The sequence below is a fragment of the Bacillus sp. ok061 genome, assembly GCF_900108285.1.
GTDB classification, from domain to species: domain Bacteria; phylum Bacillota; class Bacilli; order Bacillales; family Bacillaceae_G; genus Bacillus_A; species Bacillus_A thuringiensis_S.
On sequence record NZ_FNUW01000001.1, the window covers coordinates 271,940 to 290,423 of the forward strand.

Sequence of the window (18,484 nt, forward strand, 5' to 3'; positions counted from 1 at the left end):
TTCCTGCTTATATTGTACAGAAAAACAGAAAGAAGTTCGACGAAATTGTTTGAAAAAATTTGAAAATGACTCTTGATACATTTTGTAAAAGGTGTTAAAGTATGAATTATTATAAAAGAAAATGAATATTTATTCTTTAGGGGGATGCAAAATGGAGAAGAAAAAAGTTGTATTAGCATATTCCGGAGGTCTTGATACTTCCGTTGCAATTAAATGGTTACAAGAGAAGAATTATGATGTTATCGCACTTTGTTTAGATTTAGGGGAAGGAAAAGACTTAGGGTTTGTGAAAGAAAAGGCACTTTCAGTTGGTGCAATTAAATCATATATGGTGGATGTCCAAGAAGAATTTGCGAATGAATATGCATTGATGGCGATGCAAGCACACACATTATACGAAGGGAAATACCCTCTTGTCTCTGCATTATCTCGTCCGCTTATTGCGAAGAAATTAGTAGAAATCGCAGAACAAGAAGGTGCAACTGCAGTTGCACATGGATGTACAGGAAAGGGAAATGACCAAGTTCGTTTTGAAGTTTCTATCCAAGCATTAAATCCTTACTTAGAAGTAATTGCGCCTGTACGTGAATGGAAGTGGTCACGTGAAGAAGAAATTGCATATGCAAAAGAAAACGATGTACCAATTCCGATTCATTTAGATAGCCCGTTTTCAATCGATCAAAACTTATGGGGACGCAGCAACGAATGTGGAATTTTAGAAGATCCATGGGCAGCACCACCAGAAGAGGCATATGAAATGACATTAGCATTAGAAGATACACCGAATAAGCCAGAGTTTGTAGAAATCGGATTTGAAGCAGGTGTACCGACGACTTTGAATGGTACTGCATATTCACTTGCAGAATTAATTAAAACGTTAAATGCACTTGCTGGAAAACATGGCGTTGGACGTATCGATCACGTAGAAAATCGTCTTGTCGGTATTAAATCTCGTGAAGTATACGAATGCCCAGCAGCAATGACGTTAATCACTGCGCATAAAGAGTTGGAAGATTTAACACACGTAAAAGAAGTAGCGCATTTTAAACCAGTGATTGAACAGAAAATAACAGAACTTATTTATAACGGTTTATGGTTCTCTCCTTTAAAACAAGCGCTTCATGCATTTTTACAAGAAACGCAAAAGAATGTAACAGGTACAGTGCGTGTAAAATTATTTAAAGGTCATGCGATTGTAGAAGGACGTAAATCTGAATACTCTTTATACGATGAAAAATTAGCAACATATACTGCCCAGGACGAATTTAATCATGATGCAGCAGTTGGATTCATTTCATTATTTGGTTTACCGACGAAAGTATACAGCCAAGTGAATCAAAAGAAGGTGGAAGCGTGAGCAAACTTTGGGGCGGACGTTTTACGGAAGAAGCGGAAGCGTGGGTTGAAGAGTTTGGAGCATCCATCTCCTTCGATCAACAATTAGTAAATCAAGATATAAAAGGGAGTATTGCACACGTAACGATGCTAGCAAAGCAAGGCATCGTTACGAAAGAAGAGGCAGAGAAAATAAAGATAGGTCTTCAATATTTATTGAAAGAAGCAAAAGAGAATAAGCTACAATTTTCAGTAGAAGCAGAAGATATTCATTTAAATATCGAAAAGATGCTAATTGAACAAATTGGCGAAGTAGGAGGGAAACTTCATACAGGCCGAAGCCGTAATGATCAAGTAGCAACGGATATGCATTTGTATTTAAAAGAAAAGATAGAACATATTATAAAAGCTACAAAGCAATTGCAAACTGTTCTTGTTCATCAAGCAGAAAATAATATTGAAACGATTATGCCTGGCTATACGCATTTGCAACGTGCCCAGCCGATTTCATTTGCTCATCATATTCTCGCTTACTTTTGGATGTTAGAGCGTGATGTGAATCGTTATGAAGATTCATTAAAGCGTATTAATATCTCCCCATTAGGAGCAGGAGCGCTAGCTGGGACGACATTCCCGATTGACCGAGAATATAGTGCGGAGCTTCTTGGATTTAATGGAATATATGAAAATAGTTTAGATGCAGTAAGTGATCGTGATTTCATCCTGGAGTTTTTAAGTAACTCATCTATGCTTATGATGCACTTATCGCGCTTTTGTGAAGAACTTATTTTATGGAGTAGCCAAGAGTTTCAATTTATTGAAATGAGCGATCAATACGCAACTGGAAGCAGCATTATGCCGCAAAAGAAAAATCCGGATATGGCGGAACTAATCCGTGGTAAAACAGGCAGAGTATACGGTAATTTATTCAGTTTACTTACAGTAATGAAAGGATTACCGCTCGCTTACAATAAAGACTTGCAAGAAGATAAAGAAGGAATGTTTGATACAGTAAAAACAGTAGAAGGATGCCTTCATATTATGGCGGGCATGCTTGAAACGATGACTGTAAACAAAGAAAAAATGGGGCAAGCTGTGACGCAAGATTTCTCCAACGCAACAGAAATTGCCGACTATTTAGCAAACAAAGGACTACCATTCCGTCAAGCTCATGAAATTGTTGGGAAGTTAGTGCTATATTGCACACAAAAAGGAATTTATTTATTAGATGTCTCGCTTGAAACATATAAAGAAATGAGCTCTTTATTTGAAGAAGATTTGTATGAAGTTCTTTCACCATATGCGGCTGTAAAGCGCCGTAATAGTGCTGGTGGGACAGGGTTTGAACAAATCAAAAACGCTTTGGAAAAGGCGAAGGGGTTAACGAAAGAAGTTATTAAGAATTGAGTTGGGAAGTACGCCAGTCTATTAAAGTCTGGCGTACTTTATTTTTTACTAGCATTTAAGTTACAATGTAGTGAAAAATAACAATTTAGGGGAAGTCTATGAAGAAAATAGTGTTTATTATTGTACTGTTAATTAGCTTAATTGCAAATGCTAAAGTGTTTCTTTTGGACAAATATATGTATGTTGGTGAAAAAGAAAAGCGAGAAGAAGCGATTATCGCAACGATGTGGCATTTGCAAGATAAAGGATATAAAGAAAGTGATATTGCATACATAAAACCAGCCTTTTATAGCAAAATTGGTTCATACGGTATGAATGTGCAGTTTAAAGATGCACCAAATGAATCATATACATATAGAGTTTTAAAAGATGAGAAAACAAATAAACTAACTGTACACCAGGATAGCAATGAGCCAGGTGGTATGGGCGCTTAAATAAAAAAACGACTGATGGCATTCGCCTGCAGTCGTTTTTCTTTTAATCATACTTATGTCGATCTTCTGTAATTCGAATATACTCAATATCCATCAAATCACGAAGTAATGCACCGTTACTTAGTTCAACGCCATGTTTCTCTTTAAAATGAGTGCGAATCGTATCTAGCATTTCAATTTCTTTGCCGTTCACGTCTAAAATAATGCGTTCAGAATCATCCATATAGCATCCTCCTTTTTTACACATATATATTTTGTCCGTCTATTTCTAAAAAATGTATGTTAACGTAATGTTAGGAAATAAGAAAGGGATGAAAAATGAGACGTATTTATCCCGCATTAACGGGCAGTAAGACCCCCACCTCAAAATTTAGCGAAAGCAAAGAAGTTAGGTGGGGATCAACTGCCCGTAAAAGCCCGATTGGTTCAACTAATAATCAGTGGGGGATGAACAAAACCCCCCACTGATTAAAGTTTCACTTTATTTTATAGGGCTAATTTTGTACACGTTAATTGTATTACACGTTGCATTCCCAAATATCTTTTCATTTGAGGATTTAGAAACAGTACACGTTGCGATATTTATTTTTGCTCTATTTGTAGTAGATTGCTTTATTTCTATATGGCTTTCGAAAAGAAATGGAATGGAAAAAGAGAAAACGTTCATTTTGGATGATGACGTACTGTTTGTCTTTAGTGCTTGCTGCTGCTTTTTTTAGTGAACATATTAAATATTGGATTTGGAGCGTTCGTATTCGCATACTATTTTTTTATGCACTTTCTTCCTTATATGAAAGAAAAGCGAGGAGAAGAGGAAGACCAGCTTGTAGAAGAAGCGAGAGAACAAGAGAGTAAGAGAATTGAAGGAGATATAAAGAAACTTGGAGAACAAAAGTGGTATTTAAAATCAAAAATCATATACGCTCTTTGCTTTATTACGCCGCCAATTGGCTATTTGTACGTTTTCTTACTTCGTAAAAAAATGACAGAAGGTGCAAGGCAAACGTACTTAATGGTTGCGAGGATTATGATGGCATTATGGTCTTTGAAGTTTCTTCGGCCTTATGTGTTGGCAATTACCGTTGTTGTCGTAGCATGTCTTGTGTTTATAGTGAAGTTTATAAAATGAAAAACACCAAGCCTATGTGGACTTGGTGTTTTATCTATAAATTAAAGCTCACCTTGTTCCTCATCACCACGAACAACAAGGACATCGCATTTCGCATAGCGAATAATATGTTCAGAGACGCTACCGATTAGGAAACGCTCAACAGCATTTAAACCAGTCGCGCCACACATAATTAAATCTACTTTATGGTTTGGAGCGATTTCTTTTGAAATTTTAGATTTAGGGTTACCAAATTCTAATACAGTTTCAATTTTTTTAAGACCAGCTTCAAGCGCAGTTTTTTTGTAGTCTTCTAATAAGTCTTCTGCAAATAGATTTGCACGTTCAGCAATTGCACGGCTATAAGCCTCTACTGCTGAGTACGCTTTTACATCAACGATATGAGCAATTGTTAATGTTGCATTATTGCGCTTTGCGACTTGAATTGCTTTTTTAAAGGCTTTTTCTGCTTCTTTAGAACCATCCACCGCGATTAAAATATTTGTATATGTATTATTCATAGTAAATTCCTCCCAATCTGTTTTATAACTGTTTACAACTTAATTATAAAACAAATTTTGGTAACGTGCTTGCCAGAAACGTTACAGAATTTTGAAAACTCTGTTTCAATTCATTTTAGTTGTAATTGGAGCGAGAACTTGTTACATATGAAGTATAGCAATTTAAAAGGGGGCAGTTTTGTGAGACATGCGCTCATTACAGCCGGTACGAAAGGTTTAGGAAAGCAAGTAACAGAAAAGTTATTGGCTAAAGGCTATTCAGTAACAGTAACGTACCATAGCGATATCATGGCTATGGAAACGATGAAAGAAACATATAAAGATGTGGAAGAGCGTCTACAATTCGTGCAAGCGGATGTCACGAAAAAGGAAGATTTACATAAAATAGTAGAAGAAGCGATGAGCCGTTTTGGCAAAATTGACTTTTTAATTAATAATGCTGGTCCATATGTATTTGAACGAAAAAAGTTAGTTGATTATGAAGAAGATGAATGGAATGAAATGATTCAGGGAAATTTAACAGCGGTATTTCATTTATTAAAACTTGTCGTTCCGGTCATGAGAAAACAGAACTTTGGCCGTATTATTAATTACGGATTTCAAGGGGCGGATAGTGCACCGGGATGGATTTATCGTTCAGCTTTTGCCGCAGCGAAAGTAGGACTTGTTTCATTAACGAAAACAGTTGCTTATGAAGAAGCGGAGTATGGTATTACTGCGAACATGGTATGTCCTGGTGATATTATAGGCGAGATGAAAGAGGCAACTATTCAAGAAGCACGTCAGCTGAAAGAGCATAACACACCGATTGGTAGATCTGGAACAGGTGAAGATATTGCAAGAACCATTTCGTTTTTATGTGAGGACGATTCCGATATGATTACCGGTACAATTATTGAAGTGACTGGTGCAGTGGATGTTATTCATAGACATCGATAGAATAAAATAAGATGAAGTTTCGAATAATTGGACAGTTTATCCATTGTGCTGAGAGGTGCGGATAATACTGTCCTTTAATATAAAATTAAATCTATCGGAAAACTCGTGTTATTTTTTTGTCAAATATTGAGATATTATGTTAAAATATAAGAGCGTAGAAAGCGCTTTAAAAAAATGATTCAGGGGTCATTTCATAACTCAAGGGGGAACTAATCATGCGTATCGGTATTCCAACAGAAATTAAAAACAATGAAAACCGTGTGGCAATGACGCCAGCGGGAGCAGTACATTTAGTACAAAATGGTCATGAAGTTTTTGTTCAAAAAGGAGCAGGTTTAGGATCTGGCTTTACGGATGAAGAATATGTACAAGCTGGTGCGAAACTTGTAGAAACTGCTGAAGAAGCATGGAATCAAGATATGGTTATGAAGGTAAAAGAGCCAGTAGCAAGTGAATACGGCTATTTCCGTGAAGGTTTAATTTTATTCACATACTTACACTTAGCTCCAGAACCAGAATTAACGAAAGCATTAATCGATAACAAAGTTGCATCAATCGCATACGAAACAGTACAATTAGACAATCGTTCTTTACCATTACTTGCACCTATGAGTGAAGTAGCTGGTCGTATGTCTGCACAAATCGGTGCACAATTCCTTGAGAAAAACAAAGGTGGTAAAGGTATTTTACTTGCAGGCGTTCCAGGGGTAAAACGCGGCAAAGTAACAATCATCGGCGGTGGTCAAGCTGGTACAAACGCAGCTAAGATTGCAGTAGGTTTAGGTGCAGATGTAACAATCATTGACTTAAGTGCAGAACGTCTTCGTCAATTAGATGATATTTTCGGTAACCAAGTAAAAACATTAATGTCTAATCCATACAACATTGCAGAAGCTGTTAAAGAATCTGACCTTGTTATTGGAGCAGTATTAATTCCAGGTGCAAAAGCGCCAAAACTTGTAACAGAAGAAATGATTCAATCAATGGAACCAGGTTCTGTCGTTGTAGATATCGCGATTGACCAAGGTGGTATTTTCGAAACAACTGACCGTATTACAACTCACGACAACCCAACTTACGAAAAACATGGCGTTGTTCATTATGCAGTTGCTAATATGCCAGGTGCGGTTCCACGTACGTCAACTCTTGCATTAACAAACGTAACAGTACCATATGCAGTACAAATTGCTAACAAAGGCTACAAAGAAGCTTGCTTAGGCAACACTGCATTATTAAAAGGTATTAACACATTAGATGGTTATGTAACATTCGAAGCAGTTGCAGAAGCTCACGGCTTACAATACGCTGATGCAAAAGAGCTACTTGAAAAAGCTCCTGCTTTATCATAATAGAAATACATTTGAGACCTTCCTTTTCGTGAGGAGGGTCTTTTTTATATGGGGAAATAACATGTGAATAATTGTTATTTATCCCGCATTAACGGGCAGTAAGACCCCCCACCCAAAAATTCAGCGGAAGCAAAGAAGTTAGGTGGGGGATGAATAAAACCCCCACTGATCAAAGTTTCACTTTATTGGTGTAAATCGATTTTTATTATGATAATTTAGAATTGTATAATAAAAAAGAGGGGATTCTATGGGGAGCAAAAAGAGAAAGCGAAAGCAAGCTAAAAGACAAAAGTACATAAAGAAAAAACAGGAGCAGAACATACCTTTTTCACAAAAAGTAGTCATTACGATAGAGAAATCATTTCGGTATATTTGTATGGCTCTGTATGTAATTTTGTGTATGTATTCATTTGGAGTGTTTTACAGTTTTGAGATAACTCCTAATATTATTGAGAGTATTTTAGTATTTATCCTTGTTGCAATAGAATTAGTCTTATTCGTTATATTTTTTGATACAGTATGGCCTAGTCATGAAAGTAAAAAAGATAGAAAAAGAAGTGAAAAATCTTCATACGCTTCAAGCTCATCAAGTGGATTCGGTGACTACAGTAGCAGTGATTGTAGTAGCTCAAGTGATGGTGGAGGAGATTGCGGAGGTGGTGGAGATTAAGGTGATTTTTCAGAAGAACGACTAATGAAAGGATGAGACGAAAGATGGAAACTGTGAACTTAATAGAATTAACAAAGGACATTCAAGATCAACATAAAAACTTCGTCGTTTCAAATATAAACAGTCATTGCTTACGAATCGCTGTATTTACTGGTGAATATGATTGGCACTATCATTCTAATTCGGATGAATTATTTATTGTGCTAGAGGGAGAGTTACTTATTGATTTTGAAGATGGAGAAACAGCGGTTTTAAAGCCAAATGATTCTATTTTAATTCCAGCATGTACGATTCATAGAACGAGAGCATTAAAGAGAACGGTAAATCTTTGTTTTGAACATATAGAGGCTGATACGACTAAAGTGGAGCAATTATGAAAAAATTATCTGTAGCTGATTATAGAAAAGTTCTTCCGGTTTTAGAAGGTAATACAAGAACGACGACGTTTGCTTATGCGGTATGTGATCAAATGATAGATGGTGAGGTTTTTATAAACGGGCAATTAACAGCAGGATTAATTATTACAGCTAACGGTATCTATTATTTATTTGGTGATACGGATGATCAAAATTATAACGAAGAGTTATTTTCATATTTAAAAACGGCTATTGAAAAAACAGAGAAGAGATTTACACTCTTCACTTCGAGTGAAGAGTGGGAAATGATGATAGAAGAGCGTTTTAGTAATGTACTTCGGAACATCCCGCGAATGAAATTTCAAAGCGTAACCTTTGAAGAGAGCCAACGAGATTTTAACAAAAATACATATGAAGTGAAGCGTATTGATAGAAGAGATATAGAGCGCAGCAGTGAATTTAAAGAGGAGTACTACAAAGAATATTGGGGATCAAAAGAAACTTTTTTGAACAGTGGTTTTGGATTTTGTATAGAACAAGCTGGAATAATTGTAGCTGAATGTGTCTCAATATTTAGCGGGAATGGTTATGCTGAAATAGATATTACAACACATGAAGCGCATCAAGGGAAAGGATTAGCTCAAGCTGTTGCAACACGGTTCATTGAACATTGCATGCAAAATGATATTATACCGAGCTGGGATTGTTATGTAGACAATATTCCTTCGCGAAAATTAGCTAGTAAATTAAGTTTTTATCATCCAATAGAATACAGTTTGTTTGTACGTAAGAAAACGGGGGAATAAAAATGAATGTAGAATTAACAAGATTTAAAGTTAAGCCTGGTAAGAGTCATCGAGTAGATGAATGGATGCAGCTTCTTAATGACAATATGAAAGAAGTACTTTTGACATTAAACGACGAAAAGATGTACGTTGAGACAATTTTCCGGGAAATAAGAGATGGAGAAGAGTACTTATATTGGTATTCTGTGCAAGGAGAAGGTGGTATTTTTGTCGAAAATTCGCATCATGAAATTGATAAAAAGCACTTAGCATTTTGGTATGAATGTATCGATGAAGAAGCACCGTCTATTGATATGAAAACAGAAGTTGTTATGATTCAAGATTTTGTGAAGGAAGCGATGAAATAATAGAATAGTATTTCAGAGAAGCGCATCAAAATGGATGTGCTTTTTATTATGGAATTTTTTTTAGAAAAGCTGTATACATTTTACGCTCTCAAACGTTGAGTATATAGAGAGGAGAGCCGAATGAGTCATGATACGTTTGAATCGTTATTAATAGAGAAATCAAAAGCTGTGTTTGGATACTTAATTAAGATTGGAGCAGATAGAAAAGAAGCAGAAGATATTGTGCAAGATACGTTGTATAAAGCTTTATTGCTTATGGAGGAAATACCGTTAGGACATTTAGCACCGTGGCTATTTAGAGTTGCAATCAACCAGCACCGAGATTTGCACCGGAAAGAAAAAAGACTAAATCCAATCGCAATTGAATCAGTCGTTCTTATTGGGCAAAAGTCATTAGATGAAGTGCTTTTAACAAGTGAGTTACAAGGAGAAGTACAAGAAATATTGGAGACGATGACGGAGGATTATCGTCATATTTTACTGTTGAAATATGAGTATGAACTATCTTATAAGGAAATTGCCATTTTATTAAGTATGAAAGAAGATACAGTAAAAACAAGCTTGTACCGTGCAAGAAATCAATTTAAAAAACTGTATAGGAGGAGAAATGATGAGTCGGAAGGACTTTAATTTGAATATGAATGATAAGCAGATGAAGACTTTGATGAAGAGAGCGAAGAGGAAGCAGTTTTGGAGAAACTGGCTTATTTCTATTTGTGCGTCCATTATGGTTATAGTAACTTTGTTTTTGGGTGCAGCTTACTTTTCTCAGCAAACATTTAGAAAAATGGAAAGAGAAATGAATGCACTACATATGGTTCAAGGGCCTAATATCCGTTTCAGCGGAAGCATGTATTTAAGTCTTGGTATGACAGGAAGTACAGTAATATATAACTCTTATAAAAATATAGCTGGTCAACCAGTGAAATGGGTAAATGATATATACGAATCTGGTATATGGAGTTATAGTATGAAGCATTACAATGGTGAACTTGTTAGTCTAGATGAGGAAAAAAGGGGTGAAGAGGCTGTTACGATGCCAGATTATAATGTGCAAACAATGCAGAGGGAAATGAGGTTTTATTTACCTTTCGTTACTTATAAAAATTATGTGGATGACCTGAAAAATATTGGAGATTTGCAAAATAAAGTTGCAGAAGTAGCCTTATCTTTTGATAAATCGTATACAGCTGAACAAATTACTGAGATGCTTCCGAAAAGTGTACAGCCAGTTTGGTTTTGGGTAGATACATATAATGAACAGAAAGGTGATTCTTATGTAGGGTTAAAAGATCCTAAAAATGGCGCAATATTAAATGCGGAAATGGCTAAAAATGTTTTTGGATTTGAAGGAAGTTATGCAAAAGTAAAAGAGGATGTGAAAAACGATTTAATAATAAACTCAAAAGAGTTTCTATACCAAATGAAGTATTTAGCAAAAAATAGTGAAGGTATACCAAGTGATTATTTTGAACAATATTATAAAGAAATAAAAAACACCAAACCAAAAGACCTACCAATATACGGTGTAGTCGTAACAGGAAAAACAGAGGATTTACAAAGTTTACAAGGGTCACCGTATATTAAGGCTGCTGTAAGAGGTGTAACAGTTGAGAAATATTGATTACAAGTAATTAATGTGAATAATCAGAAAATTTATGTTATAATATGGGAAAAGGAGGTTTATATGAGGCAAATACATGGAGCAATTTATATTTACATAACAATGTTTTTCGTGGCGATATCCTATGGATTGGGGCACGTGTATTCGCATCCTATACTCACTTTTTTAAGTGGAGCATGTATGGCGTTTGCGCTTCTTGTCCACCTTTTCTCAGTTTGGATCGTGAAATTTCAATTAAATATTAGTGAAATAGAAGAAGGCACTTTTTGAGTGGCCTTCTTTTTTAATAATATTTTGGAAGCTCTTGTAGCAATTTTTCAATTTCGAATTCGGTTTCTTCACATATAGAAAGTGTGCGTAGTCTGAAAAATAAGCTACGTAAGAAAGATTTTGTATTTCCATATAGAAACTCGTACGATTCAATAGGTAGTGCTTGTTTTTGGACCGGTAATTGAGCTACTAAGTCACGAAGGGTTAATATGAGTATTTCTTCTTTTAGGCCATTTTGCAGCATTGCGACAATCGGATAAACGAGACGCTCGTCTTCTTCATATTTGTAGTAAATAGAATGGACAAAAACTTTGTTTAACAAAGTTTTTAATATCTCTTCGTAATGTAAAGTTTCTAGTTTAGGACTATGAACAAGCGCCTCAAATGTATCGGAAGCATGAGCGATACTATGTGCCCAGCCGTGATCTGGAACATATCCGCGGAAATCATGTTCATTGTTCATATATAGAATTAATTGATCTTTTACAGTTAAAATATCATTCTGTGATAAGAAATTATGAGTTGTATCTGCATCTATAATGAGTGCAATTAATAAGGTCGTAAATGCGCGAGTAAATACAGCATCTTCATCATCTGAATGAATCTTATACAATAAATATTTTTCACCGATGCTTTCTAATAATAGTTTCTGTAACTGTGTGTGTGAAAGGTAGCGATTTTTGATGAGATGATAAAAAGTAGAGTAGATGAGTTTGTCCCTTAAATAGCTATCAGTAACACCGATATGTTCAAGCATACTGGAACTTAAAGAATCAATATGAAGTGTGTTATCTATGATGTAATTATTATTACGAATTTTTTCTAACTGTTGTTGTAACATATAAACCTCCTATTTTAGAAAATTCTGTATTTTTATAATATAATAAGAGGAAGAAATAGACAATAAATAAGTGCATTTGAATGGAGGGGGCATTATGAAGAGAGCATTATTCTTTTTCATTAGTATTTTCTTTTTAGGAAGCTGTTCCATTTCGTATGTTAATTTTTCTAGCGAGAGCAAAAGTTGGACTGGACAATATAAAGGGCATATTAAGGATGACAGTGAAGATGGAATGTTTACGTTTCAATATAAGGGTGGGGATGGAAAGACAGAATTTAAAAACTTAGAGATTGCTATTAATGGAGCCTTTAGTACAATGACAGAAACGTCAGAAAATCATAAAGGAGAAAAGGTTGAAATGAAATCTTCTTGTGTAAGTTGTGCACCTCTATCTAAAGATAAACCGATAGAAGTTGTGATTAAATGGGATGATAAGTATGAAGAGAAGATGGTGTTAAATTTGAAATAGCCTAGAGTAAGGAGTTAAAAATGAATAGGCATATGAAAATTGTTATGTTTTTAAGTATATTTCTAGTCATATTATCAGCGTGTACTACAAAACAAGTAGAGCAAGTAACTGTAAAAGAAGTGCCTAAAGAAGGGTATATCATATTAAGAAATGACACGGTGTTTTTTGCCGATGATAAAAAGTTTAACACAAAAGTAGAGTTACAAAATTATATAGAACAACAAATGAATAAAGACCATCCATCACATATAGTCTTGAGCTTTAAGGACAAATACGCATATAAACAGTTAAAAACAGGGGATAAAATAAAAGTATGGTTTTCTCAAATACTTGAAAGTTATCCAGCAAAAATGATTGTAGAGAAATTTGAAATAGTAGAGAAATAAAAAAAGGCAGCAATCACGCTGCCTTTTTTCTTATTTCACAAATTGTAATTCTTTCGGGAATTTCGTTAAAATTTCTGACCCGTCTTTTGTGATGTAAATATCATCTTCAATACGAACGCCACCTACGTTTGGTACGTAAATACCAGGTTCGATTGTGAAGACCATACCTTCTTTTAATGGAGATTCGTTACCAGTTTTTACATCTGGATATTCGTGAACGCTAATTCCAAGTCCGTGACCAAGTCGGTGTGGGAAGAAGTCTCCGTAACCTGCATCTGCGATAACAGAACGAGCAGCATTGTCGATTGCGCCAAGTGTAACACCTGGTTTACATGCTTCAACTGCTTGTAGTTGTCCAGCAAGTACAGTGTTGTAAATGCGGGTTTGTTCTTCAGAAATCTCGCCGAATGCTACTGTACGTGTAATATCAGAGCAATACCCTTCAATGATTACGCCTAAATCAAATAGTACGAAATCACCGCGCTTCATTTTGTTTGCGCCAGGAATACCGTGTGGAAGAGCAGAGTTTGCACCGGCTAATACCATCGTATCAAATGACATTTTATGTATGCCTTTTGTTTTTAATTCGTGTTCAATAATTGCTAATACTTCTAGCTCGCTGCGGTTTTCTTTAATTGCATTTACACCAACTTCAACAGCATAGTCTGCCATTTTAGCTGCTTCACGTAAAATAGAAAGTTCTTTTTCATCTTTAATTAAACGAAGTTCGCGAACTTTCTCCTCTGCCGATTTGAACGCTGCATTTGGGAATAATTTCGTTAACTCTTCGTAGCGCTCTACGTTTAAATGTTCTTTTTCAATTGCAACTGCATTTGCATTGATGCCGCGGTCTTTAATTGCTTTTGCAATCATATCCCATGGTCGATCAGTATCAGTGAATCCGATAATTTCATGTGCCCAGCCAGCGTTACGTGCTTGACCTTCTTCCATTTTAGGACAAATTAAAATAGGTTCTTTTTCTTGGAATACAAACATACCAAGTAATCTTTCATGCGGTTCACAGTGGAAGTTCGTCATGTAGAAGACGTTCGGTGTAGAAGTTAAGAACGCAGCTTCTACATTTTTTTCTTTTAGCCATTGCATTAAATTTTCTAATCTAGCATTCATTGATTGGCACCTCCGAGATTTCAATTACATGTATAACTTTACATCGGATGAAAGCGTTATGACAAGTAAATAGATGTTAGAAAAGACAGGGAATAGAGAAATCATGTAGAATAAAAAGTGTGAATGTAATAAGGGGAGGAATGTAATAATGAAAGTATCTTATCATGGACATTCAGTTGTGAAAATTGAGGTGAATGGAAAAGTTATTTTAATTGACCCGTTTTTAACAGGAAATCCGAAAACAGATTTAAAAGCTGAAGATGTCAAAGTGGATGCAATTCTTTTATCGCATGGACACGGTGATCATGTTGGAGATACAGTAGAACTTGCGAAGAAAAATAATGCAGTTGTTGTAGCGCCATTTGAACTAGCAACATTTTTAAGTTGGCAAGGTGTAAATACACATCCGATGCATATTGGTGGTTCACATGAATTTGACTTCGGAAAAGTGAAGTTTACACAAGCATTCCACGGCTCTAGTTATATTGACGAAGAAAATAAGACGATTACATATACAGGTATGCCAGCAGGTATTTTATTTACAGCAGAAGAGAAAACTGTATATCACGCAGGAGATACTGCACTATTCTCTGATATGAAGTTAATTGGGGAATTAAATAAAGTTGATCTAGCATTTTTACCAATTGGTGATAATTTCACAATGGGACCAGAAGATGCTGTACTAGCGGCAAAATGGATTAATGCGAAAACTGTTGTACCGATGCATTACAATACGTTCCCAGTTATTGAACAAGATCCATATCAATTTGTAGAAAAGCTACAAAATTGTACAGGGAAAGTATTAGAAGCTGGAGAAAGTATTACACTATAGAAAAGAAACCCTTCATTTGAAAAGAAAAGTGAAGGGTTTTTTACGTGTGTAGGACAGCTTTTAATGCTTGTATTTGTTTTGGTGATTCTTTTCTTTTTGTACGTGGTTGTTTAGGTGTTTCATTCAATTCCATCGCAACTTGTTTCCCATCTACGAAAGCTAAAAATATAGCACATACAACCTCTAAAAATTTTTTCATCATGTGTTCGCTCCTTTGTCTTATTTCTTGTCTTCATTGTATAGGGAATCAAGTGGGCGAACTATCGAATGAGATGACAATAGCATTACATTGTTGTCATAGAATGACTGGTGGAATGTAAGAGTCATTTTGTTATAAAAAAAATAGTACAGGTATGTAAAGAGAGAGTGTAACAGTTTTGAAAATATAGTATACTGAAAGTACAACACATGAAGAATTTAGGGAAAAGAAAGTATGGTGAAACCATTTGGCTACCAAGCATAACCAAATTTTAGAACATATTAATAGCCTGCCAGTAGGGCATAAAATTTCTGTAAGACAAATTGCGAAAGATTTGAGTGTAAGTGAAGGGACAGCTTACCGTGCAATTAAAGATGCAGAAAATAAAGGATATGTTAGTACAATTGAACGTGTCGGAACAATTCGAATTGAACAAAAGAAGAAAGAGAATATCGAAAAACTGACATATGCAGAAGTCGTTAACATTGTAGACGGTCAAGTACTTGGGGGCAGAGAAGGACTACATAAAACATTAAATAAATTCGTAATCGGAGCTATGAAATTAGAAGCGATGATGCGCTATACAGAAGCTGGGAATTTACTCATTATTGGTAACCGTACGAACGCACATCAATTAGCACTAGAAGCTGGAGCCGCTGTATTAATTACGGGCGGATTTGATACGGAAGATCATGTGAAAAAATTAGCAGACGAATTAAAGTTGCCGATTATTTCAAGTAGCTACGATACATTTACGGTCGCAACGTTAATTAACCGTGCAATTTATGATCAACTGATTAAGAAAGAAATTGTACTTGTTGAGGATATTTTAACACCAATTGAAGAAACATTATATTTAAAGCCGCATGATACAGTACAGCAATGGCATGCATATAACGAAGAGACAATGCACGGAAGATATCCAATTGTCGATGAAAATAAAAAAGTGCTAGGAATCGTAACTTCAAAAGATATGATTGGTGTAGCGAAAGAAACACCAATTGATAAAGTAATGACAAAACACCCAATTACAGTGAATGGTAAAATGTCTGTCGCAGCTGCGGCACGTATGATGGTGTGGGAAGGAATTGAATTACTTCCTGTCGTTGAGGAAGGAAATAAACTGCAAGGTATTATTAGCCGTCAAGATGTACTTCAGGCACTGCAAATGATTCAACGTCAGCCACAAGTTGGAGAAACAATTGATGATATCGTAACGAATCAATTTATGACGCCAAAAGAAGCGAAGAATGAGCATCTATATCAATTTTCAGTGACGCCGCAAATGACGAATTCAATCGGAACGTTATCGTACGGTGTATTTGCAACAATTGTGACAGAAGCGACAAATCGCGTCATTCGTGCGCAAAAGAAAAGCGATTTAATTGTTGAAAACTTAACGATTTATTTCGTAAAGCCGGTTCAGATTGATAATGTTGTATCCGTTCATCCGAAAGTATTAGAAATTGGCCGTAAATTTGGTAAGGTCGATGTAGAGGTGCATCATGAAGGTAATGTCGTTGGAAAAGCATTACTTATGGTTCAGTTAATCGATAAATAAAAAGATGGAACAAATCGTTTTGATTTGTTCTGTCTTTTTTTGTTGTTTTAAATTTGTAAGGCATGATTTTAGATGGGAGTTTTAGTGGAATAGGTATGAGATGGAGTGGAAAAGTAACGCAAGAAAAGACAGAATAGTAATTCAATTATGCCGTATATTGTGTTATGATTATATTGTAAGAAAATGGATTTCTGGAAGGTGGTATGCAATATGTCATCAACAGTACTCTTTTTTGGTAGTATCGCACTATTTTACTTTCTTGTGATGATACCGATTCAATATTTATATTTACAAGGTTTACATGAAAAAAAGAAAAAAACAGGATTATCTCAGCGAGAGCTATATGAAAAAATGTCTTTTGGGGAAGAACAATTACATCTTCATGTGCAAGGCAATCCATTCAATATCCCTTCTGCGTTTGTTGCATATATGATTTTGAAAGTTAAGGGACGTAAAAAAGCATCACAATATTGATGCTTTTTTTATGTTGCTTCATAGACTTCGGCTTCTTTAACTGCTAATGGTAAGAAGTGTTTGTATTGGCGAAACCCATTAAATACACTTGCACTACCAAATAGAACGAATAAAACACCAACGATAATACGAGCGGTTGAAAGTTCTAAAAAGAATTGGTTTACCCCGAAAAATAAAACGAATGAACCGAGTGCCATTGCGGATTTTCCTGAGAGCCAACCTTTTTCCATTGGGCGGTTTGTACGAAAGTATTTTGTTTTGTAAAAGAGGTACAACATAAATGAGACGATAATACAGAAGACTAATACTGGCATAATGAACACTCCCATCGCTTTGTGAAAAATAATAGAAAAGAAAAAGAAATGTCTAAACTTTCTAACTTCTATTATAAAGCAATTGTTCGCATGTATGAAATACTTTCCGTTATAATGGAGGATAAAGTGAAGAAGTTGATTAAAAAGGAGATTATACATATGCATGAGCAAATTTTAGGAGCAATTAAAGAATTTGATACAATTATTATTCATCGCCACGTGCGTCCGGACCCAGATGCATTAGGTTCACAGGGTGGCCTTGGTACAATTCTACAAGAATCGTTTCCAGAGAAAAATATTTATACGGTTGGGTACAATGAACCGTCGTTAGCGTACTTACGAGTAATGGATGATATTGAAGATAGTGTATACGAAAATGCGCTTGTTATCGTTTGTGATACTGCGAATCAAGAACGTGTTGATGATCAACGCTATACAAAAGGGAAGATGTTAATTAAAATTGATCATCATCCAAATGAAGATCCATATGGAGATATTACGTGGGTAGATACGGCAGCGAGTTCTACAAGTGAAATGATTTATGAGTTTTACACGTATGGAAAAGATAAAGGATTAAAAATAACAAAAGAAGCAGCTCGCCTTATTTTAGCTGGAATTGTTGGGGACACAGGTCGTTTCTTATTCCCGAATACAACAGCAAAAACACTTCGTTACGTAAGTGAGCTTGTTGATATGGGTTTGAAATTCACAGATTTATACAATGAAATGTATAAGACAAAAGAAAAAATTGCTCGTTTAAACGGTTATATTTTACAAAACTTTACGATGGTAGAAGAAGGAGCAGCTTACATTAAATTAACGAAAGAAGTATTAGAAGAGTTTGATGTACTTTCTTCTGAAGCATCTGGTGTTGTTGGAGCACTTGGCAATATTGACGGATTAAAGGCGTGGGTTCTATTTTTAGAGGAAGACGACGTAATTCGTGTTCGTCTTCGTTCAAAAGGACCAGTTATAAACAAATTAGCAATGCAATATAACGGTGGAGGACACCCGATGGCTTCTGGTGCGAAGGCATCTTCTTGGGAAGAAGCGGATCGTCTTTTTGCTGATTTACGTGAGATTTGTAAATAAGAGATTATATGTTAGAACGAAA

The 18,484-nt window shown here is 35.5% G+C and carries 24 protein-coding genes and 1 pseudogene; 19 read left to right on the forward strand and 6 right to left on the reverse strand.

The window, feature by feature from the left end:
* The first annotated feature begins 151 nt into the window (after positions 1 to 151).
* The 3 genes from C4S65_RS01585 to C4S65_RS01595 all read left to right on the forward strand — a co-directional run bounded on the left by C4S65_RS01585 (position 152) and on the right by C4S65_RS01595 (position 3,176).
* Positions 152 to 1,357, forward strand: coding sequence for an argininosuccinate synthase (locus C4S65_RS01585; RefSeq protein ID WP_000412339.1), 1,206 nt, complete (start codon positions 152 to 154; stop codon positions 1,355 to 1,357).
* A complete protein-coding gene (argH, locus tag C4S65_RS01590; protein ID WP_061666057.1) occupies positions 1,354 to 2,742 on the forward strand; it encodes an argininosuccinate lyase in 1,389 nt (462 codons plus the stop codon). Before C4S65_RS01585 ends, argH begins: the two co-directional genes overlap by 4 nt.
* 98 nt (positions 2,743 to 2,840) lie before the next feature.
* Positions 2,841 to 3,176 (forward strand): DUF3139 domain-containing protein, encoded by a 336-nt coding sequence (locus tag C4S65_RS01595; RefSeq protein ID WP_086405836.1) that lies wholly within the window; start codon positions 2,841 to 2,843, stop codon positions 3,174 to 3,176.
* A gap of 43 nt (positions 3,177 to 3,219) precedes the next feature.
* Here the strand turns inward: C4S65_RS01595 and C4S65_RS01600 are convergent, their stop codons facing one another.
* A complete protein-coding gene (locus tag C4S65_RS01600) occupies positions 3,220 to 3,399 on the reverse strand; it encodes a hypothetical protein (RefSeq protein ID WP_000342760.1) in 180 nt (59 codons plus the stop codon).
* A 244-nt stretch (positions 3,400 to 3,643) separates the two neighbouring features.
* On the opposite strand from C4S65_RS01600, the pseudogene C4S65_RS01605 reads away from it, so the two are divergent.
* Positions 3,644 to 4,305: pseudogene (locus C4S65_RS01605) on the forward strand (hypothetical protein).
* Between the two features lie 41 nt (positions 4,306 to 4,346).
* On the opposite strand, the gene C4S65_RS01610 reads toward C4S65_RS01605, so the two are convergent.
* Complete coding sequence (locus tag C4S65_RS01610; protein ID WP_098838545.1) at positions 4,347 to 4,805, reverse strand: universal stress protein; 459 nt, start codon at positions 4,803 to 4,805, stop codon at positions 4,347 to 4,349.
* 147 nt (positions 4,806 to 4,952) lie between these two features.
* On the opposite strand from C4S65_RS01610, the gene C4S65_RS01615 reads away from it, so the two are divergent.
* From C4S65_RS01615 to C4S65_RS01655, 9 genes are all read left to right on the forward strand, one after another.
* The gene (locus C4S65_RS01615; RefSeq protein ID WP_003307942.1) at positions 4,953 to 5,744 is read left to right on the forward strand and encodes an SDR family oxidoreductase; all 792 of its coding nucleotides are present in this window, start codon (positions 4,953 to 4,955) and stop codon (positions 5,742 to 5,744) included.
* A gap of 215 nt (positions 5,745 to 5,959) precedes the next feature.
* Positions 5,960 to 7,093, forward strand: coding sequence for an alanine dehydrogenase (gene ald / locus C4S65_RS01620; RefSeq protein ID WP_001219403.1), 1,134 nt, complete (start codon positions 5,960 to 5,962; stop codon positions 7,091 to 7,093).
* Positions 7,094 to 7,340: 247 nt separating this feature from the next.
* The gene (locus tag C4S65_RS01625) at positions 7,341 to 7,763 is read left to right on the forward strand and encodes a hypothetical protein (protein ID WP_061666058.1); all 423 of its coding nucleotides are present in this window, start codon (positions 7,341 to 7,343) and stop codon (positions 7,761 to 7,763) included.
* Positions 7,764 to 7,807: 44 nt separating this feature from the next.
* Positions 7,808 to 8,140 (forward strand): cupin domain-containing protein, encoded by a 333-nt coding sequence (locus C4S65_RS01630; RefSeq protein ID WP_086405838.1) that lies wholly within the window; start codon positions 7,808 to 7,810, stop codon positions 8,138 to 8,140.
* The gene (locus C4S65_RS01635; protein ID WP_000736716.1) at positions 8,137 to 8,925 is read left to right on the forward strand and encodes a GNAT family N-acetyltransferase; all 789 of its coding nucleotides are present in this window, start codon (positions 8,137 to 8,139) and stop codon (positions 8,923 to 8,925) included. Before C4S65_RS01630 ends, C4S65_RS01635 begins: the two co-directional genes overlap by 4 nt.
* A gap of 2 nt (positions 8,926 to 8,927) precedes the next feature.
* Positions 8,928 to 9,272, forward strand: a complete 345-nt coding sequence (locus tag C4S65_RS01640; protein ID WP_086405839.1) for a DUF6176 family protein — start codon at positions 8,928 to 8,930, stop codon at positions 9,270 to 9,272.
* A 120-nt stretch (positions 9,273 to 9,392) separates the two neighbouring features.
* Positions 9,393 to 9,902 carry a sigma-70 family RNA polymerase sigma factor gene (locus C4S65_RS01645; protein ID WP_000017720.1) on the forward strand — a complete coding sequence of 170 codons (510 nt, stop codon included), beginning with the start codon at positions 9,393 to 9,395 and terminating at the stop codon, positions 9,900 to 9,902.
* Entirely contained in the window at positions 9,883 to 10,896 is a 1,014-nt protein-coding gene (locus tag C4S65_RS01650; RefSeq protein ID WP_098285434.1) for an anti sigma factor C-terminal domain-containing protein, read from the forward strand. Before C4S65_RS01645 ends, C4S65_RS01650 begins: the two co-directional genes overlap by 20 nt.
* Before the next feature lie 63 nt (positions 10,897 to 10,959).
* On the forward strand, positions 10,960 to 11,166 hold the full coding sequence (locus C4S65_RS01655) for a hypothetical protein (protein ID WP_001248905.1): 207 nt from the start codon (positions 10,960 to 10,962) through the stop codon (positions 11,164 to 11,166).
* Between the two features lie 13 nt (positions 11,167 to 11,179).
* Here the strand turns inward: C4S65_RS01655 and C4S65_RS01660 are convergent, their stop codons facing one another.
* A complete protein-coding gene (locus C4S65_RS01660; RefSeq protein ID WP_086405841.1) occupies positions 11,180 to 12,007 on the reverse strand; it encodes a DUF2785 domain-containing protein in 828 nt (275 codons plus the stop codon).
* Positions 12,008 to 12,101: 94 nt separating this feature from the next.
* Here C4S65_RS01660 and C4S65_RS01665 point away from each other — a divergent pair, with 94 nt between their 5' ends.
* On the forward strand, positions 12,102 to 12,476 hold the full coding sequence (locus C4S65_RS01665) for a hypothetical protein (protein ID WP_000816699.1): 375 nt from the start codon (positions 12,102 to 12,104) through the stop codon (positions 12,474 to 12,476).
* Positions 12,477 to 12,496: 20 nt separating this feature from the next.
* The gene (locus C4S65_RS01670; RefSeq protein ID WP_061666060.1) at positions 12,497 to 12,862 is read left to right on the forward strand and encodes a DUF3221 domain-containing protein; all 366 of its coding nucleotides are present in this window, start codon (positions 12,497 to 12,499) and stop codon (positions 12,860 to 12,862) included.
* Positions 12,863 to 12,892: 30 nt separating this feature from the next.
* Here C4S65_RS01670 and pepQ read toward each other — a convergent pair whose 3' ends face one another.
* Positions 12,893 to 13,990: a Xaa-Pro dipeptidase gene (gene pepQ / locus C4S65_RS01675; RefSeq protein WP_061666061.1), complete on the reverse strand. Its 1,098-nt coding sequence runs from the start codon at positions 13,988 to 13,990 to the stop codon at positions 12,893 to 12,895.
* A 148-nt stretch (positions 13,991 to 14,138) separates the two neighbouring features.
* Between pepQ and C4S65_RS01680 the strand changes: the two genes are divergently transcribed.
* Entirely contained in the window at positions 14,139 to 14,822 is a 684-nt protein-coding gene (locus C4S65_RS01680; protein WP_061666062.1) for a metal-dependent hydrolase, read from the forward strand.
* A gap of 40 nt (positions 14,823 to 14,862) precedes the next feature.
* On the opposite strand, the gene C4S65_RS34220 is transcribed toward C4S65_RS01680, so the two are convergent.
* Positions 14,863 to 15,024 carry a hypothetical protein gene (locus C4S65_RS34220; RefSeq protein ID WP_086405842.1) on the reverse strand — a complete coding sequence of 54 codons (162 nt, stop codon included), beginning with the start codon at positions 15,022 to 15,024 and terminating at the stop codon, positions 14,863 to 14,865.
* 244 nt (positions 15,025 to 15,268) lie between these two features.
* Here C4S65_RS34220 and C4S65_RS01690 point away from each other — a divergent pair, with 244 nt between their 5' ends.
* The gene (locus C4S65_RS01690; protein WP_000201577.1) at positions 15,269 to 16,582 is read left to right on the forward strand and encodes a CBS domain-containing protein; all 1,314 of its coding nucleotides are present in this window, start codon (positions 15,269 to 15,271) and stop codon (positions 16,580 to 16,582) included.
* Positions 16,583 to 16,792: 210 nt separating this feature from the next.
* Positions 16,793 to 17,056 carry a DUF3949 domain-containing protein gene (locus C4S65_RS01695; protein ID WP_000099738.1) on the forward strand — a complete coding sequence of 88 codons (264 nt, stop codon included), beginning with the start codon at positions 16,793 to 16,795 and terminating at the stop codon, positions 17,054 to 17,056.
* An 8-nt stretch (positions 17,057 to 17,064) separates the two neighbouring features.
* Here the strand turns inward: C4S65_RS01695 and C4S65_RS01700 are convergent, their stop codons facing one another.
* Positions 17,065 to 17,370: a YtpI family protein gene (locus C4S65_RS01700; protein WP_016080095.1), complete on the reverse strand. Its 306-nt coding sequence runs from the start codon at positions 17,368 to 17,370 to the stop codon at positions 17,065 to 17,067.
* A 159-nt stretch (positions 17,371 to 17,529) separates the two neighbouring features.
* On the opposite strand from C4S65_RS01700, the gene C4S65_RS01705 reads away from it, so the two are divergent.
* Entirely contained in the window at positions 17,530 to 18,462 is a 933-nt protein-coding gene (locus C4S65_RS01705) for a bifunctional oligoribonuclease/PAP phosphatase NrnA (RefSeq protein ID WP_000545133.1), read from the forward strand.
* The last annotated feature ends 22 nt before the right edge of the window (positions 18,463 to 18,484 follow it).